General features: G+C 68.7%; 11 protein-coding genes. 2 read left to right on the top strand and 9 right to left on the bottom strand.

Annotation, left to right across the window (positions count from 1 at the left end):
- Positions 1-100 precede the first annotated feature (100 nt).
- From VG556_RS18075 to pilG, 7 genes are all read right to left on the bottom strand, one after another.
- Positions 101-565, bottom strand: coding sequence for a chemotaxis protein CheW (locus tag VG556_RS18075; RefSeq protein ID WP_014648089.1), 465 nt, complete (start codon positions 563-565; stop codon positions 101-103).
- A complete protein-coding gene (locus VG556_RS18070) occupies positions 562-1,899 on the bottom strand; it encodes a chemotaxis protein CheB (protein WP_100450477.1) in 1,338 nt (445 codons plus the stop codon). The genes VG556_RS18075 and VG556_RS18070 overlap by 4 nt, the downstream gene beginning before the upstream one ends.
- Positions 1,886-8,617 carry an Hpt domain-containing protein gene (locus tag VG556_RS18065; RefSeq protein ID WP_100450478.1) on the bottom strand — a complete coding sequence of 2,244 codons (6,732 nt, stop codon included), beginning with the start codon at positions 8,615-8,617 and terminating at the stop codon, positions 1,886-1,888. The genes VG556_RS18070 and VG556_RS18065 overlap by 14 nt, the downstream gene beginning before the upstream one ends.
- A gap of 100 nt (positions 8,618-8,717) precedes the next feature.
- A complete protein-coding gene (locus VG556_RS18060) occupies positions 8,718-10,754 on the bottom strand; it encodes a methyl-accepting chemotaxis protein (RefSeq protein WP_014038185.1) in 2,037 nt (678 codons plus the stop codon).
- Between the two features lie 41 nt (positions 10,755-10,795).
- Complete coding sequence (locus tag VG556_RS18055; RefSeq protein ID WP_014648092.1) at positions 10,796-11,326, bottom strand: chemotaxis protein CheW; 531 nt, start codon at positions 11,324-11,326, stop codon at positions 10,796-10,798.
- A complete protein-coding gene (locus tag VG556_RS18050; protein WP_100450479.1) occupies positions 11,326-11,688 on the bottom strand; it encodes a response regulator in 363 nt (120 codons plus the stop codon). Before VG556_RS18050 ends, VG556_RS18055 begins: the two co-directional genes overlap by 1 nt.
- 18 nt (positions 11,689-11,706) lie before the next feature.
- Positions 11,707-12,108, bottom strand: a complete 402-nt coding sequence (gene pilG, locus VG556_RS18045) for a twitching motility response regulator PilG (protein ID WP_005418455.1) — start codon at positions 12,106-12,108, stop codon at positions 11,707-11,709.
- Between the two features lie 240 nt (positions 12,109-12,348).
- Here pilG and gshB point away from each other — a divergent pair, with 240 nt between their 5' ends.
- Both gshB and VG556_RS18035 read left to right on the top strand, forming a co-directional pair.
- On the top strand, positions 12,349-13,296 hold the full coding sequence (gene gshB / locus VG556_RS18040) for a glutathione synthase (protein ID WP_032959093.1): 948 nt from the start codon (positions 12,349-12,351) through the stop codon (positions 13,294-13,296).
- Positions 13,296-14,180: an energy transducer TonB family protein gene (locus VG556_RS18035; protein WP_014648095.1), complete on the top strand. Its 885-nt coding sequence runs from the start codon at positions 13,296-13,298 to the stop codon at positions 14,178-14,180. Before gshB ends, VG556_RS18035 begins: the two co-directional genes overlap by 1 nt.
- Before the next feature lie 578 nt (positions 14,181-14,758).
- Here VG556_RS18035 and tsaB read toward each other — a convergent pair.
- Both tsaB and VG556_RS18025 read right to left on the bottom strand, forming a co-directional pair.
- Positions 14,759-15,472, bottom strand: a complete 714-nt coding sequence (gene tsaB, locus VG556_RS18030) for a tRNA (adenosine(37)-N6)-threonylcarbamoyltransferase complex dimerization subunit type 1 TsaB (protein WP_100450480.1) — start codon at positions 15,470-15,472, stop codon at positions 14,759-14,761.
- Positions 15,473-15,481: 9 nt separating this feature from the next.
- Positions 15,482-17,530 carry an ATP-dependent DNA helicase gene (locus VG556_RS18025; RefSeq protein WP_049408093.1) on the bottom strand — a complete coding sequence of 683 codons (2,049 nt, stop codon included), beginning with the start codon at positions 17,528-17,530 and terminating at the stop codon, positions 15,482-15,484.
- Between the last annotated feature and the right edge of the window lie 202 nt (positions 17,531-17,732).

Raw genomic sequence — 17,732 nt, 5'->3', positions numbered from 1 at the left:
CTGATTCGTGGTAGTGCCGGCCGCTGGCCGGCATCCACGGGATCATGAGGTTGCCGGCCAGCGGCCGGCACTACCAGCTACCCGACCGGCGGATTGCCGATCAGGCCGCCAGCGAATCCAGCGCCGCTTCCAGTGCATCCAGGTTCGGCAGCAGCGCACTCTGTTCACCCAGCAGCACGCGCATGTGCACGATCTGCGGCAGGGTTTCTTCGGAGGCGTCGGCCAGCAGGCCGTCGCGCGGCACCGAGATCAGCTGCGGGAAGTTCTGCGTCAGCAGCGCGTAGTACGGGCGCTGCGCGTTGCCGCTGAGGGACTTCAGCACCACCACCTTGTTGTGGCCGGCCACCGTCTCTTCGCCCAGCCCGGAAAGGCGTGCGAACGACACCAGCGGCACCTGCCAGCCGTGCCAGCCGATCTCGCCAACCAGCCAGCGCGGCGCATCGGAGACCGGCTGCACCGGTACGCGCGACATCATTTCGGCCACGGTGGCATTGGGCAGCAGTACGCGCTCGTTGCCGGCCTGGATCAGGACGCCGCGGATTTCGTCGTTGCTGGCGTAGCTCATGGTGCCTCTCCGTTGTCGTCCTGCTCACCCCAGCGCGCGGCAATTGCCTGCGCCAGCTCCTGCGGTTCACCGGCCACCATGCCGGCAGCAACCACGGCGGTGGCCGCAGCCGGGTCGTAGCAGCCCTCGCCTACCTGCCCGGCCACCCACGCACCGGCGGCCGCCAGGTCCAGCGCCGGGCCGACATGGGCCAGGTCGGCACCGCTGAGCAGCACCAGCGCGGTGTGTTCGGCCGGCAATGCAGCGAGCGAAATACCGGTGGCATCGCTCTGGAAATGCAGGCCATCGCTGGCCGCGCGCACGCCGATATCATCAGCCAGCACGTGGACCTCGCCCGGCGCGGCGCGCTGGCCGGCCTCGGCCAGCTGCACCGGCAACGGCGAAACACGCGACATCTGCTTGACCAGGTTGCCGTAGCGGCCACCGTCCAGGCGCATGTGCACCAGGACCGGCACGCTCAACGACGCGGGCAGTGCGCCGAGCAGGCGACGCAACGCATCCGGGCCACCGATGCCGGCCAGCACCAGCAGTGATGCGGCGCGCGCACCGGCCGGGGCGGCGGCATCCAGATCGACCAGGGTCAAATGATCGGTATCGAAGGAGGGCTGCGGCGCGGCGGCCGGCGCCGCCACTTCTGCCGGTGCCGGCGCTTCGATCGATTCTTCGACCAGCGACCAGGCGGTGTGATCGAAGGAGATCGGCGGTGCCGCAGGCGCCGCCGGTTCGGCCGGCGCTTGCGGCGGCGAAGGCGGATCCCGTGGTTCGGGCACGTCCGGCTGCAGTGCCGCCAGGGCCTGCTCCAGCGCGATCGGTTCGTGCAGGTGTGCCGGCGGCGAGTACAGACCGTCGGCCGGAACGTCATCGGCCCAGCTCAGCGCCTGCGCCAGATGCGGCTGCAGGGCTTCTTCCTGCGGTGCCGGCGCGGGCGCCGGATGGCCGGGCTCCAGCTGCAGGCTGGGCTCTTCCTCGGCACCCGGCGGCAACACCTGCTGGTGGCCGTGCAGCTTGGCGGCCAGATGGCGCCCCCAACGCTGCGCCTCCCAGCCGTCGCGGCGCGCGGCCAGCTCGGCCTCATCGAACACCAGGGTCAGCCCCGGTGCCGAGAGCACGGCGTCCAGCCGTTCCAGTGCGTCCTCGATGGCCGTTTCCAGCGCGATCACCACGAACTGCGGATCCGCAGCCTGCAGGACCTGTGGCTCCAGGCCGTTCGGGTCATCTTCCAGGACCAGCTGCACATCTGCGTGCGACAGCGCCTCGCGCAGGCGTTCGCGCGCCGCACCGGGGCGGGCCAGCAGGGCGACGGCCGGGGCCGGATGGGTTTCACTCACGGACACGGGCGATCCCCAGCAGGTCGTACACGTTACGCATCAGGTCCAGTTCCTGGTACGGCTTGCCCAGATAACGCTGGACACCGATCTCGAAGGCGCGCTGGCGGTGCTTGTCGCCGCTGCGCGAGGTGATCATCACGATCGGCACATCCTTGTAGCGCGGGTCGGCGCGCATCGCCGTGGCCAGCTCGTAGCCGTCCATGCGCGGCATCTCGATATCCAGCAGCATCAGGTCCGGCACGCGCTCTTCCAGCCGCTCCAGTGCTTCCACGCCGTCACGGGCAACACTGACTTCGAAGTTGTGGCGTTCCAGGATGCGTCCGGTCACTTTGCGCATGGTCAGCGAGTCATCGACCACCATCACCAGCGGCACCTGGCGTTCGTCGCGCGGTGCATTGGCCAGCACCGGTGCGGTCGGATTGGCGAGGAAACGGCGCACCAGCGGCGCGACGTCCAGGATCACCACCACGCGGCCATCGCCGGTGATGGTGGCACCGTAGATGCCCGGTACCGATGCGATCTGCAGGCCGACCGGCTTGACCACGATTTCGCGGTTGCCCAGCACCTGGTCGATCGCCACGGCAGCGCGCAGGTCACCGGCACGCACCAGCAGCAGCGGCACCTGGTCCTGGCCATCGGCGCGTGCCGGGGCCTGCCCGACCAGGCTGCCGAGGTCATACAGCGGATAGTCTTCGCCGCTGTAGCGGTAGCTGCTGTCGGCGGCCTCGAAGCGTTCGCGTGACAGGCGGCCGATACCACTGACCGAGGCCACCGGCACGGCGAAGGTGGTTTCACCGATCTGCACGAACACCGCCTGGGTGACGGCCAGCGTCTGCGGCAGGCGCAAGGTGAAGCGCACGCCCTGGCCACGCACCGACTGGATGTCGACCGAGCCGCCGAGCTGGCGCACTTCGTTGCGCACCACGTCCATGCCCACGCCACGACCCGCCAGCTGGCTGACCTGGTCGGCGGTGGAGAAACCGGAGGCGAAGATCAGGTTGTCCAGTTCCTGCTCGCTGGGCTGCGCATCGGCGGCCAACAGGCCACGATCGATGGCGCGGCGGCGGATCGCTTCGCGGTCCAGGCCAGCACCGTCATCGGCCACTTCCAGCACGATTTCCGAGCCTTCACGGTGCAGGCGGATGGCGACTTCGCCCTCCTCCGGCTTGCCGGCGGCGCGACGCTGTTCCGGCGCCTCCAGGCCGTGGGCCACGGAGTTGCGCAGCATGTGTTCGAGCGGCGCGACCATGCGATCGAGGACATTGCGGTCCAGTTCGCCGTGGGTACCCTCCAGGGTCAGGTGCACCTGCTTGCCGGTATCCATTCCGGACTGGCGGACCACGCGGCGCAGGCGCGGCACCAGGCCATCGAACGGCACCATGCGCGCGCGCATCAGGCCATCCTGCAGCTCGGAGCTGACGCGCGACTGCTGTTGCAGCAACGAATCGTACTGGCGTGACAGATCGTCGAGCACGCCCTGCAGGCCCCCGAGATCGGCCGCCGACTCGTTCAGTGCACGGCTGAGCTGCTGCAGCGTGGAGAAGCGGTCCAGTTCCAGCGGATCGAACTTCTGATCGGCCTGGTCCTGCTCACGCTGGTAGCGGGCGACGATCTGCGCCTCGGTTTCCAGGTCGAGCCGGCGCAGCTGGTCGCGCAGTCGCGCATTGGTGCGCTCCAGCTCGCCCATCGCGCCGCGGAAGGCACCAAGCTGCTGTTCCAGGCGCGAGCGGTAGATCGCCACTTCACCGGCATGGTTGACCAGGCGGTCGAGCAGATCCGCGCGCACGCGCACCTGTTCCTGCTGCGGGCGCGCCAGCGGATCTTCATCGATCACGCCTTCGGCCGGCAGCGGTGCCGACAACGGCGCATCGAGCAGCGCCGGCGCCGGGCCGGCGACCGTTGCCGACGCGGTTTCTGCAACGCTCGCCACGTCCGCTGCGCCTGCGGCAGCCGCTGCTGCTGCGGCAATATCGGTGGTGGTACGCACTTCGAACGCATCGACCAGCTCCTGCGCCGGTTCCACCACGCGGTGGTTACCGGTGCGGGTCAGCAGCTGGTGCAGGCGATCGAATCCGCGCTCCAGCAACTGCACATCGCGGCGTTCGATCTCGGTGCGACCGGCGGCGACCGCCTCCAGCAACGATTCGATGCTGTGGCCGAGATCACCGATGGCGTTGATGCCGGCCATGCGTGCGCCACCCTTCAGGGTGTGCAGGTCACGCTGCAGGCCGGCCAGCACCTCGCGGTCCTGCGGTGCATCACGCAGCTCGCTGATCAGGCCATCGCAGTGGTCGAGCAGGTCCTTGCCTTCCTCGACGAAGATGTCGACCAGCTCGCGATCGTAGACGCTGAAGTCGAGCGTATCGGTGCTGTCTTCCGGCACCGGCATGGCAAGGATGTCAGGTGTCACGGCTTCAAGCACGTCGGCTTCGGGCGCGCTGGCTGCCACGGCATCCGATACCGCAACCGCATCGACATCGGCAGCTTCGGCGTGGACCTCCGCCTGGCCCGGCGCGTCTTCCAGTTCGAAGAAGCGAACCGGTTCGGCGGTGGCCTGCGCTGCGGCCTCCGCGATCTCCTCATTCACCGTCGCCGGGGACGGCTGATCGGCGCTCTCTCCTTCACCGATCGCCGCCTCCCCGCCGACGTCCGCATCCTCGGCAAAGGCTTCCGCCTCGCCCGGCGCGAGTTCGCTGGCCTGCAGGCCGAGCACGGGCCATTGCCCGTCGTCGGCCAGGGGCTGCTCTTCGTCGATCACGTGCAGGCCGGCCTCGAGCGCGGCTTCCAGCGAGACCGGTTCTGCAAACCCCGGCGCAGCCATTTCATCCTGCAGGCTCGACAGCTCGCTGTCGAGTGGCAGTGCAGCAGGCATTTCGAACGCCGTGGCATCAGCGACGTGCGCGTGATCGGCCGAGGGCGCATTCAGGTCAGATGCGACGGCTTCGACAGCGGCCGGAGTCTCTTCGGCGTCGCGGTCGTCAACCGGCAGCGCACTGGCATCCAGGTACGGCGACAGATCATCCACGACGGTCAAACCGGCATCGTCGGACAACCGCAGCACGCCTTCGGCCTCCGCCTCGACACCGGCTACGGCAACGGCTGGAACGTCGTCGGCCACCTGGATCGATTCGACCACCGGCAGCGACGCATCCTCCTCACCCGGTACGGACGGCCATCCGGCATCGAAGTAGCGCGAAAGATCATCGCTGGCCGTCAGCTCACCGACCTCCAGCCCGGCCTCGATCGCCACGTCGGCGACCGGGGCTTCGGCAGTATCGGCACGTGCTTCCGCGTCCTGCTCCGGTGCGGCAAACGAATGCGGCACCGCATCGGATTCAAGCGCGACGGCTGTCGATGCATCCGCGTCCAGTTCCACCGGCGGTTCGTCATCCAGCGCCAGATCGTCTTCTTCGTCTTCCAGGCCCACCATCGGCCAGCGCGCTTCCGGCAACGCGCCAGCCAGCGCCTGCAGGCGCTGCGCGAGTACCTGTTGCGGCGCGATGCGCGGCTGTTCGGCCTGCAACGCTTCCATGGTGGCGGTGATCGCCTGCGCAGTCGCATCCAGGGCGGCTACGCCTTCATCACCCGGGACCACCTCGGCGGCCAGTGCGCGCTTGATGTAGGACTCCGCGCCGCCGGTCACCGCCGTGATCTCGGGCACTTCGGTCATCGCGAAGGCGCCGTTCATGGTGTGCACCGCGCGCAGCAGTGCATCGCTGACCGGTTGCGGCGCCTGCTGCGCCGAACGCAGCCAGTCCTGCAGGGTGGCCTGGTGGACTTCCACCTCGGCCTCGAGAATCTCGCGCAGCACGCTGTCGATGTTGGCCGGCGTACCGGCCACTTCGGCCTCCACGTCGGTATCGGCCGGCGCCGAGGCGGCAGCCTCCGCGTCGAGAATGCGGCTGATCTCGTCTTCGCCGTCAGCTTCAGCAACCGGTACAACCGGCGCAGCCGCACCCGGCAGCGGTACGTAGTAGGTTTCCTCGCCTGCGCCGACACGATCGGCAATGGCCTGCATGGCCTGCAGGTCGACGCTGATGCGCTGGCCGTGGCGCAGCGCTGCGTTCAGCTGTGGCAGCGCCGCATGTGCGTTGTCGACCATCGCCAGCACCGCCGGCGAGGCGGCGCGGCTGCCATCCAGCACGCGGTTGAGCATGCCTTCGATCTTCCACGCGAACTCGCCCAGCGTACGTGCGCCAACCAGGCGGCCACTGCCCTTGAGGGTATGGAAGATGCGGCGGATCGGGCGCAGCCGGTCCATGTTGTCCGGCTGCATGCGCCACGCCGGCAGCAGCGTGCCCAGATTGGCGAGCTCGTCGTCGAACTCTTCCAGGAACACCTCGCGGATGTCCTCGTCGATGTTCTCGGCGTCGTCGTCGAAGCCGGCGTCGAAGCCCGTAGTCGCGTCGGCATTGGCGTCGGCGCCGGTCGCAACGACCGCCTCCGGTGCCGTCGCGGTGGGCATCGCCTGCGGATTGAAGCCGGCAGCGGCTGCACTCAGCTCGGCGAAGAACTGGGCATCGGCTTCGCTGAAATCGATCGGCGCGATGGTGTCGATATCGATCACCGACACGGCCGGCGCCGACGTTTCCGCTGCCGGGGCGGGCGCTTCGATCGACGGCGGCGTGATCGACGATGCCGGCAGGTCATCCGGAGCCTCGTCCACCCTGACCTCCGCCGCAGGCGATGCATCGGCCAGCGGCGGCGCCACGGCATCGACGATCTCCAGCGACGGATGCAACCCGGGGTCATCGTCCAGCGACAACGTTTCCATCGCATGCAGCGACAGCACGTCGTCAGCGTTGTCCAATGCATCGGCGTCGAAGCGGAACACCACGTCGTCGGCCTCGGCAACCGCGCCCTGTTCGGCCGCTACCGGATCGAACACCGGCGCAGCATCGAATCCGGTCACGGGCGAAACCATGCTGTCCGTCGTCTCGTCGATCGCAGGCGCTGCGCTTTCCTCGAGCACCTGCGGCGCCTCGGACAGCGACCACTGCGGTGCATCGGCGTGATCGCTGTCGGCCAGTTCGAAGCTGACGGGATCGAAACTGGCGAACGTCGGCGCGCGTTCGTCGCCGGCGGGCGCGGCCGCCTCGGCTTCGGGGTAGAACGGCGCCAGCTCCCACTGCGGGACATCAGGCGCTGGTGCGCTGGATGCGGCGAAGACCAGCGATGCCTCGGCATCATCCTGTGTTGGCAGCGGCGAGGCGCCAGCATCCAACGGGCTGGCGGCCACGACGCCCGCGCTGCCCAGCGCGCCGAACATCAGGCTGTTGTCGGGCACCCTCGGTGCCGGTGTGGCCGGCGGCGGATCGAAGGTGAAGTCCGGCAGCGATACCGGCACGTCGCCGGCCGCGGGCGCAGCAGGCTGCACCGGTACCTCGATGCGCTCGGGCTGCAGCGGCTCGACCTGCACCGGCAGCGGCTCACGTTCGATCGCAAGCGCTGCCGGCGCTTCCGGTGCGGCGGCGTTGCGTTCGGGCAGCGGCCAGTAGCGCAGTGCCTCGAGGCTGCTGCGGGTGATTTCGAGGATGTCTTCGCGGCCCGGGCGACGATCGCGCAGGGCTTCCAGGTAGTACTCGAGGCTGGCCATGGCATCGGCCAGGGTGTCCAGCTGGCGGCCGCTGGGCACGCGCTGGCGGCCGATCAGCTCGGCCTCGATGTACTGCTGCACGCCACGCAGGTAATCGGCGGCGGTACCCAGGTCGAGCATGCGCAGCGCGCCGGACACATCGCCCAGCAGGCGCGGTACATCCTGCAGCTCGGCATGGTTCCAGCTGGTTTCGATGAAGGCGACGAAATGCTCGCGGGCGGCAGCGAAGTTGGCGATGGCTTCATGGGCCAGCACTTCCACCGTGCGCCGGTTCTCCACCGCGCTCGGATCGTCCTCGCCACTGCCGCCGGCGCCCAGATGGGCAACCTGGTCGTCCAGCGAGGCATCGACGTACAGCAGCGCACCGGCGATATCCAGCAGCAGGTTCTCGTCGATCTGCTGGCGCCCCTCGACCACGCCACGCAGCGCGTCGCGCTGCTGCACGACCACGCCGCGGGCCACGCCCAGGCCCATCATGCCCAGCGTGTCGGCCACGGCGCCCAGTTCGTTGGCCTGGGTCTGCAGCTGTTCCGGTGCACCGCCGGTGCGCAGGTGCAGGTCAAGCGCATCCTTGATGCGCAGCAGTTCTTCCTTCACTGCGCTGCCGACGGTATCGAGCAGCTCGCGGTTGCGCCCGCTCAGGCTGCCCCGGGCATGGTCCAGCTCGGCCTCGGTGGCGGTGATGCTGTCCGGCGCAAAGGCCAGCAGCACGCTGTCGTTGACGCCTTCTTCGCCACGCGACGCGCGGATCTCGTTGAGCAGCGGCATCAGCACGATCGGAATGTCGCGATGGCCGTTCTGCAGGCGCTCCAGATAGTCCGGCAGCAGCACGCTGCCACGCATCAGGGTCGCACAGGCTTCATCCCGGTCGGCCACCTGGCCGGCGCCGATGGCATTGGCCAGCTGCTCCAGCTCTTCGGCCACCATCGCCGGGGCATACAGTTCAACCATGCGCAGGGTGCCCTGCACCTGGTGCAGGTAGCCGGCGCAGATGCGCATGCGGCTGGCATCGCTCGGGTCTTCCGCGTAGTACTCGACCTCGTTGCGCACCTGGCGCAGGGTCTCGTCCAGCTCGGGCTTGACCCAGCCCAGCGCTGCGTGGCTCATCGCATCGCGCAGACTGCTCATGGACGCGCTCCGTTCGCCGCCGCGCGGTGGCCGCGCGGATTCTGGCGTGGGGAATGGAAATGCTTCATCGACTGGTTCCTTGCTCGCCGCCCTGCCCGCGTCACGCCGGCAGCTTGAAGTCGGCGACCGAACGGCGCAGGTCCGCCGCCAGCTGCGCGAGGTGGCCGATCGACTCTGCGGTCTGCCCGGCACCCTGCGAGGTCTGGCCGGTGATCTGCCGGATCACGCCCATGGTGCGGGTGATGTCCGAGGCCGCGGCCGACTGCTGCTGGGCGGCGATGGAGATGTTCTTGATGAGGGTATTGAGGGCGTTGGACACGCGCTCGATCTCGGTCAGCGCGGTACCGGCGTCCTCGGCCAGGCGCGCACCGGACACCACTTCGGCCGTGGTCTGCTCCATCGAGGTGACCGCTTCGTTGGTATCGGCCTGAATGGCCTGCACCAGGTTTTCGATGCGTCGGGTCGCACCCGAGGTACGTTCTGCCAGGCGCTGCACTTCGTCGGCCACGACCGCGAAACCGCGGCCCGCTTCACCTGCCGACGCCGCCTGCACCGCCGCGTTCAGCGCCAGGATGTTGGTCTGCTCGGAAATGTCATTGATCAGTTCCACGATCGAGCCGATTTCCTGCGACGACTCGCCCAGGCGCTTGATGCGCTTGGAGGTTTCCTGGATCTGGTCGCGGATCTGGTCCATGCCCTGGATGGTCTCGCGCACCACGCCGGCACCTTCGGCGGCGATCACCACCGAGCGCTGTGCCACGTCGGCCGACTCGGCCGAGTTGCGCGACACCTGCTCGATGCTCGCTGCGATTTCGCCGATGCGGTCCGAGGCGGAGGTGATCTGGTTGGCCTGGTGGCCCGCCGCCTCTGCCAGCTGCATCGCGGTGGCCTGGGTTTCCTGGGTGGACATCGCGACCTTGGCCGAGGTGTCGTTGATGGTGGTCACCAGGTGGCGCAGCTCGTCCACCGCATAGTTGATCGCGTCGGCGATCGCGCCGGTCATGTCCTCGGTCACCGAGGCCTTCACCGTCAGGTCACCCTCACCGAGCGAGGAGATTTCGTCCAGCAGCCGCATGATCGCCTGCTGGTTGCGGCTGTTGAATTCCACCTGGGTCTGGTAACGCAGTTCCTGCTCGCGCGAGCGGCTGCGCACGTTGGTGGAGACGAAGCCGATGATCGCGATCAGCGACAGCGCGCCGGACACCACGCCGATCCAGAAGTTGGGGAACAGGCGGGTGTCGGACACCGAGCCGAACGAGGAGAACGCATCGAACAGCTTGCGGCTGTCGTCCAGCATGTGGGCCGAGCCCTGGCCCAGCGCGGTCGCCGCCGACTGCGCCGCGAACAGCTGGCGCGAGCTGGCCAGGATCGCGTCGGCGTCCTGCTTCATCGCTTCCCACTTCTGCTGCGACTGCTCCAGTGCGGCCACGGCGGCAGCACCGCGCACGGCGGTGATGCCCAGTTCCTCGTTGCCGTTGCGCAGGCCGTCGAGCACCTGCGAGAACACGGTGATGTCGCGCGCCAGCGCATCCCCGGAGGTCGCTGCGGCGCTGCCACCGGCACGCATTTCGGTCACACGACGGGCCATCGAACCGGCCACCACGACCTGCTGCAGTGCGCTGTACACCTGCGACGAGGGGGCGCCGGAGGCGGACATCGCGCGCACCAGCTCGTTCAGCTGGGCCTGCAGGCCCGGTACCGCGCCGGTGAAGTTGTTGGCATTGCCGGCCAGCGCCAGCACCGCCGGCTCGCTGGCCACCAGCTGCCCGGCCTGCTTGCCCAGCGGCGCCCAGGTTTCGCCCAGGGTGGCGATGGCGCCGGACACGCCCGGCTCCTTGCCATAGCGGCCCTGCAGCGTCGACACGTTCTGTTCGATCGCGTTGCGGGTGGCCTTGAAGGCGGTGAAGGCCTGGGCGTTGCCGCCGACCGCGTCACGTCCCTGGTTGGCCAGCTGCTGCGACAGCACCTGCAGGTCGGCGGCCTTGGAGCCGGCGTCGGCAAGACGGCTGCCCTGCCAGGTGGCGACGCCGGTGTTGACGCCGAACAGGATCATCGATGCCAGCAGCAGGAACAGCCAGAGGTTGCTGCCGCCCAGCCGCAGCTTGCCGGTCTTGGTGGCGTCCGAAGCAGTACTCATCGTTCAACCTCGATCTTCAATGCAGGGGGCGATGCCCGGCCTCAGGCCGCGGCTTGCCGGAATTCAGGGGTGCGCGACAGCAGCGAGAGCGAGAACACGCCCCAGTCATGGCCGTCGGCATGGAAGGCACGGTCAACGAAATGGCCGTAGCGGCCTTCGGCCAACGTGCCCGCGTCGATCTGCTGGTCCAGCTCGAAGCTGCGCTGGCCGAACAGTTCATCGATGGTCAGTGCGACGTCGCCGCCAGCCTGGCGCATGATCAGCACGCGCTGGCCTTCCTGCTGCACGGTGCGCGTGCCTTCCAGGAAGTACTTCAGGTCGACCACCGGAAACAGGTTGCCACGCAGGTTGCCCACGCCCAACAGCCAGGGCTGCGCGCAGGGCACCGGGGTCACCGGTGGCATCGGCACGATTTCCACCACTTCGCGGAAATCGGACACCAGCCGGCGCTGGCCGACGCGGTAACCGACGCCACGCCACAGGTCCTGGGCGAACTGCCGCCCGGGCAGCTGCACCGCATGGGCCAGGCTGCGTCGTTCGTAGGCTTCAAGGATGTCGAAGGGCGAGCGCATCAGGCCACCAGTTCGTTGATCCGCGCGATCAGTTCATCCTCGCGCGGCGGCTTGACGATGTAATCGGCTGCGCCCTGGCGCAGGCCCCAGGCCTTGTCGGTTTCCATCGCCTTGGTGCTGACGATGATCACCGGGATGTGCTTGATCGCCGCATCGCGGGCCATCGCCCGGGTGGCCTGGAACCCGCTCATGCCGGGCAGGACCACGTCCATCAGCACCAGCTGCGGCACCTGGTCGCGGACCAGCTGCAGGCCATCTTCGGCGTTGCCCGCTTCCAGCACCTCGTGGCCGGCACGGCGCAGCCACTGGGTGAACACCGCGCGGTCGGTCGGTGAATCCTCGATCAGGACGATACGAGCCATTGTGCCTTTCCCCCCTGGTCAGGCGTTGACGTATGTGCGGATGGCACCCAGCAGTTCTTCGCGCGTGAAAGGCTTGGTCAGGTATTGCTCCGAGCCGACGATGCGCCCCCGCGCCTTGTCGAACAGACCATCCTTGGACGACAGCATGATCACCGGGGTCGCCTTGAACAGCTGGTTGCCCTTGATCAGCGCACAGGTCTGGTAGCCATCCAGGCGCGGCATCATGATGTCGACGAAGATGATCTGCGGCTGCTGGTCTGCGATCTTGGCAAGCGCTTCGAAGCCGTCGGTGGCGGTGACCACCTCGCAGCCTTCGCGCTTGAGCAGCGTTTCCGCAGTCCTGCGGATGGTCTTCGAATCATCGATGACCATCACCCGGAGTCCTGCGAGTTCCCCGCCCGCAGTCGTGTTTTCAGTCATTGCCTATCCCCAAGCGCACGGCCCAATCTCTGGCGGGAGCCGCTGCGAAAGCGTATCTATATCGCACTTCCCGCGCCCGCTTCAAGGCCGGCCTGCCGCGCAGGGGGTAGCACCGGGCTGAACGTGACCGGGTTCGCAATGACTGCGCTGCCGGCAGGCGGACGCTGCGTTGCACTACGGCGGGGAGGCGCACGGCCGGCGTTGCCGCTACCATCAACGCCTTGCCTGACAGGTGCGCCCATGCCGTTGAACGTCATCGTGGTGATGGACCCCATCGCCCACATCAAGATCGCCAAGGACACCACCTTCGCCATGTTGCTGGAAGCCCAGCGCCGTGGCCATGCCCTGCACTACGTGCGGCCCGGCGGGCTGGCCCTGGAAGGTGGCGTGGCGGTGGCCCAGACCGCACCGCTGCAGGTGCGCGACGACCCGGCCGGCTGGTATGAGCTGGGCGCGTTCAGCCGTACCGCGTTCGGTCCCGGCCAGATCGTGCTGATGCGCAAGGACCCGCCCGTCGACGCCGAGTACATCTACGACACGCAGGTGCTGGACGTGGCTGCCGCTGCCGGCGCCTGCGTGGTCAACAACCCGCAGGGCCTGCGCGACTACAACGAGAAGCTGGCCGCCCTGCTGTTCCCGCAGTGCTGCCCGCCGACCCTGGTCAGCCGCGATGCCAAGGCATTGAAGGCCTTCGCGCTGGAGCACGGCCAGGCCGTGCTGAAGCCGCTGGATGGGATGGGCGGCCGCTCGATCTTCCGCAGCGGCCAGGGCGATCCGAACCTGAACGTGATCCTGGAAACCCTGACCGACGGCGGCCGCAAGCTGGCGCTGGCCCAGAAGTTCATTCCCGACATCACGGCCGGCGACAAGCGCATCCTGCTGGTCGACGGCGAACCGGTCGACTACTGCCTGGCGCGCATTCCCCAGGGTGACGAGTTCCGCGGCAACCTGGCGGCTGGCGGCCGTGGCGAAGGGCGCCCGCTGAGCGAGCGTGACCGCTGGATCGCCGGCCAGGTTGGCCCGGAGATGAAGCGCCGTGGCATGCGCTTCGTCGGCCTGGACGTGATCGGCGATTACCTGACCGAGGTCAACGTGACCAGCCCGACCTGCGTGCGCGAGCTCGACGCGCAGTACGGCCTGAACATCGCCGGCACCCTGTTCGACGCGCTCGAGGCCGGCCTGCGCTGATGGCGGCCGCACCTGCCGTCCTGCCCCCGCCGGCGCGCGAAGCGCAACGGCTGGGCGCGACCATCGCGCTGTCGATCGTGGTCCACGCCCTGCTGATCCTGGGCGTGGGTTTTGCGGTGAAAGGCGACGCACCACTGGTGCCGACGCTGGAGGTGATCTTCAGCCAGACCCGCACCGCACTGACCCCGAAGCAGGCCGATTTCCTTGCCGCCGCCAGCCAGGAAGGTGGCGGCGAGCACGACCGTGCGCAGCGCCCGCGCGACAACCAGGCCGGCATCGTTCCGCAGGCCCAGGCGGGGCTGAGCCCGGTGCCGCAACAGCAGCAATCGGCCGCGCCGGCGCCCCCGCCGCAGGCGCGGGTGGTCAGCAGCCGCAACGGCGAAGAGGCAGTGGCCCAGGCGCAGGCGCGCCCGACACCGGAGCAGCCGGAACCGGATGCACCGCTGACGGCACGCGAGCAGCGTGATGCCGAGATGGCGCGGCTGGCGGCCGAGGTGCATCTGCGCTCGGCGCAGTACGCCAAGCGCCCGAACCGCAAGTTCGTGTCGGCCAGCACGCGCGAATATGCCTACGCCAATTACCTGCGCGCCTGGGTCGACCGCGCCGAGCGCGTCGGCAACCTGAATTACCCGGACGAGGCCCGGCAGCGCCGGCTCGGCGGCCAGGTGGTGATCAGCGTGGGCGTGCGCCGCGATGGCAGCGTGGAAAGCAGCCGGATCCTGCGTTCAAGCGGGACGCCGTTGCTGGATGAGGCGGCGCTGCGGGTGGTGCAGCTTGCGCAGCCATTCCCGCCGCTGCCGAAGACCGAGGACGAGATCGACATCCTGCAGGTCACCCGCACCTGGGTGTTCCTGCCGGGTGGCACCCTGCACGACGACCGGTAGGGGTTTGTTGCCCGGGCCTGCGGCCCGGGACCCGCTGGAAGCAAAGTCAAAGTCAACATCAACAGCAGCGGTCGGGATATTGGGTTTGGCGGGGCGGTATGGGCTTGCAGGACACGCCGTAAACCCGTCCCTGGGGGCTCGATGGCGCCATCCATGGCGCCAACGGTCCTGCAAGCCCATACCGCCCCGCCTCTGACAGATCCCGACGCATCATTGCTGTTGGTAGGTGTCGACCTTGGTCGACACACATCCACGCTACGCGTGGATGCGAGCGAAGCGATCCGCTTTTGACTTTGACTTTTCTTTTTTTGATCTTCCGTGGCGGACGCACACGGAAACTGTCAGAGCTCGGGCGGGGTGGGTTCGCGGGGGTGTCCGCGGCATGGATGCCGCGGCCAAGCCCCCATGGGTGAGGGCGCTTTGCTTGCGAAGCACTGCTTCGCAAGCGCCCGAACGCACAGCCGCCAGCGGCTGGGCCGGACCGCGGAGCGGGGTTCACGGCGTCCCCCGCGAACCCACCCCGCCCGGCCAAGCGCGGCTTTTGGTTTATGCGATCAACCAACCCCGTCACGAGGGGCTCAGCCGTTGGCCTTCGCCTTCGCCTCGCGCGCGGCCTGCTGCTCGACCAGGGTCAGTGCCACGTTGTCGCGCAGGTAGGCCGGCTCGACCTTCTCCGGTGCAATGGCTTCGCCGCGCGCGAACGCCGGCACCGCCAGTGCGAGCACGTCCGACGCACGCGGCAATGCCGTGGCGTCGAATCCGCGCAAACCTGTACCGAGCTGCGCGACCAGCGCACCCTCGGCTGCGGCGAACCCGGTACCGACACCGTAGGCCGACAGCCCTTCCGGCAGCGCCACCGCTGCCGGCGCGCAGACGCGCTCGGCATCGCGCGCGACCGGCAGGCTGTCCACGCGCTCGAAGCGGGCGACGTAGAGTTCGCCCATCCGCGCATCGATCGCCGACAGGATCTGCGTTTCTTCCGCCGGTGCGCGCAGCGCCAACACCTGCAGCGTCGAGACCGGCAGCAGCGGGCGGTCCAGTGCCAGTGCGATGCCCTGGGCAATGGCAATCGCCAGGCGCACGCCCGTGAACGCACCCGGACCGCGACTGAGGGCGATGCCATCAAGCTGGCGACGGCTGATGCCGGCGTCGGCCAGCAGCGCCTCGGCCCACGGCAGGCTCAACTCGGCGTGCCGGCGCGGGGCGATCTCGAAGCGTTCCAGCACCTGCCCATCGACATGCAGGGCAACGGAACAGGCTTCGGTGGCGGTTTCAAAGGCAAGCAGTTTCATTGGATCAGGTCAGAACAAGGGGAACGTGGCACCGGGAGCAGGCTCCGGGCCCGCCGCAACGGCGGCCGGGGCAGCCGCATCATCGGCCACGGGCAGCCATTGTGGCCTAAAGAAGGCCTGCACATCGGCCAGGCTGCGGGTGCGCCGGAACGGCGGCAGCGACTCAAGAAAGACCCGGCCATAGCCACGGTTGAGCAGGCGCGGATCGCACAGGACCAGCACGCCCCGGTCGCTTTCGCTGCGGATCAGGCGGCCAACGCCCTGCTTCAGGGCGATCACCGCCTGCGGCAGCTGCTCGTCGCGGAACGGGTTGCCCCCCTGGCTGCGGATCGCCTCCAGCCGCGCCTCGTATACCGGGTCATCCGGTGCCGCGAACGGCAGCTTGTCGATCATCACCACGCTCAGCGCTTCGCCGACCACGTCCACGCCCTCGCGGAAACTGGCCGAGCCCAGCAGCACGCCATTGCCCGATTCGCGGAAACGCTGCAGCAGCGCCGCGCGTGGCGCCTCGCCCTGCACGAACAACGGCCACGGCCCGTCGCGCAGTGCCTCGGCGGCCTCGCGCAATGCACGGTGCGAGGCGAACAACAGGAAGGCCCTGCCCTGCGAAGCCTGCAACACCGGCCGCAAGGTCTGGATCAGCGCGGTGCCAAACCCGCGCGCCGCCGGATCGGGCAGGCCTTCGGGCAGGTAGCACAACGCCTGCTCGGGCCAGTTGAACGGGCTCGGCTGGACCAGCGTGTGCGGATCGTCCAGGCCCAGGCGCGTGGCGATGTGGTCGAAGCCACCGCCCACGGTCAGCGTGGCCGAGGTGAAGATCCATGCCGCGCGGCTGCGCTCGCGATGCTCGCGGAGCGGGCCGGACACATCCATCGGCGTGCGCTGGCAGCGGAAACCACGCGGGGTGAGCTCATACCAGAGCACATCGGCGGCACGGGGGGTCTCCGCCGGATCGGTATCGAAATCGAGGGTGGGCTCATCATCGCCCAGCCAGCGCTGCAGCCGCGACACCGCCTCGCGTGCCCGCGCATGACAGGCATCCAGACCCGCCGCCGCCTCGCGCAGCGGTTGCAGTGCCTGCTCCAGCGTCACCAGGCCGGCCATCACCGTATCGAATCCATCGCGCACCTGTGGCATCGCCAGCGCACGCCACTGCGTACCCCGTTGCGGCAGCCCCTCCATCGCCGAGCGCAGCGCCAGCAACGCCTGCTGCAACTGGTCGACCGGTTCCTGCAGGGCCGACTGCGCGCCGCCTACGCCGCGCGCCTCGGCCAGGCAGTCGCGGCCGAGTTCCTGCCACGGGCGCATGCCGAAGCCTTCGCCGAAAAACTGCGCGGCCAACTCGGGCAGCTGATGCGCCTCGTCGATGACAAAGGCCTGCGCCCCCGGCAGCAACTCACCGAAGCCGTCCTGCTTCAGTGCCAGGTCGGCCAGCAGCAGGTGGTGGTTGACCACCACCACGTCGGCAGCCTGCGCACGTTGGCGCGCGCGCACCACGAAGCAGTCGTCCCAGAACGGGCAATCGGTACCCAGGCAGTTGTCGACCGTGGAAGTGACCATCGGCAGAAGCGGCGAGTCATCGGCCAGGCCTTCCAGTTCGGCGATGTCACCGAACTCCGAACGGCCGGACCAGGCCAGGATGCGCTGGAACTGCGCAGCCTGCTCCGGGCTGGAAAAACGCGGTTCGCCCCGCGCCTGCTGCAGGCGGTAGCGGCACAGGTAATTCGCGCGCCCCTTCAGCAGCGCGCTGCGCAGGCCAACGCCCAGTGCCTGGCGCACGCGCGGCAGATCGCGGTGGTAGAGCTGGTCCTGCAACGCGCGGGTACCGGTGGAGATGATGGTGCGCAGCCCGGACAGCAGCACCGGCACCAGATAGGCGAAGGTCTTGCCGGTGCCTGTACCGGCCTCGGCCAGCAGCAGGTCGCGCTGCTGCAGCGCTTCGGCGATGGCGTCGGTCAGGTGCAGCTGTGCCGGACGCGGGACAAAGGCATCCAGATGCGAGGCGAGCGCGCCGCCTTCGCTGAGGGCTTCGCGGCTGGCATGGACAAGGTCGGACATCAGAGGGAGAGGATACCCGGCCGGGCGCTGCCCGGCACCCGTTTCAAGCCAGAGCGCAGGCAAAGGCAACAGCAACAGCGTGGTTCATGGCTCTGGGTTGCTGCGTGTTTGGCGGGGCGGGAGGGGCAGGCAGGACACGCCGTAAACCCGTCCATGGGGGCTCGATGGCGCCATCCATGGCGCCAACGGTCCTGCCTGCCCC

Origin of the sequence: Stenotrophomonas sp. CASM106, assembly GCF_049384825.1 — a bacterium.
Taxonomy (GTDB): domain Bacteria; phylum Pseudomonadota; class Gammaproteobacteria; order Xanthomonadales; family Xanthomonadaceae; genus Stenotrophomonas; species Stenotrophomonas muris.
The sequence above is the reverse complement of the archived record's forward strand: the minus strand, read 5'-3'. Positions and strand labels throughout refer to the sequence as shown.

What these genes read in the sequence shown, in the direction of transcription:
- pilG (WP_005418455.1), bottom strand. Translation starts at nt 12,108, where the DNA reads ATGACTGAAAACACGACTGCGGGCGGGGAACTCGCAGGACTCCGGGTG.
- VG556_RS18055 (WP_014648092.1), bottom strand. Translation starts at nt 11,326, where the DNA reads ATGCGCTCGCCCTTCGACATCCTTGAAGCCTACGAACGACGCAGCCTG.
- VG556_RS18035 (WP_014648095.1), top strand. Translation starts at nt 13,296, where the DNA reads ATGGCGGCCGCACCTGCCGTCCTGCCCCCGCCGGCGCGCGAAGCGCAA.
- VG556_RS18060 (WP_014038185.1), bottom strand. Translation starts at nt 10,754, where the DNA reads ATGAGTACTGCTTCGGACGCCACCAAGACCGGCAAGCTGCGGCTGGGC.
- VG556_RS18050 (WP_100450479.1), bottom strand. Translation starts at nt 11,688, where the DNA reads ATGGCTCGTATCGTCCTGATCGAGGATTCACCGACCGACCGCGCGGTG.
- gshB (WP_032959093.1), top strand. Translation starts at nt 12,349, where the DNA reads ATGCCGTTGAACGTCATCGTGGTGATGGACCCCATCGCCCACATCAAG.
- VG556_RS18025 (WP_049408093.1), bottom strand. Translation starts at nt 17,530, where the DNA reads ATGTCCGACCTTGTCCATGCCAGCCGCGAAGCCCTCAGCGAAGGCGGC.
- VG556_RS18075 (WP_014648089.1), bottom strand. Translation starts at nt 565, where the DNA reads ATGAGCTACGCCAGCAACGACGAAATCCGCGGCGTCCTGATCCAGGCC.
- VG556_RS18065 (WP_100450478.1), bottom strand. Translation starts at nt 8,617, where the DNA reads ATGAGCAGTCTGCGCGATGCGATGAGCCACGCAGCGCTGGGCTGGGTC.
- tsaB (WP_100450480.1), bottom strand. Translation starts at nt 15,472, where the DNA reads ATGAAACTGCTTGCCTTTGAAACCGCCACCGAAGCCTGTTCCGTTGCC.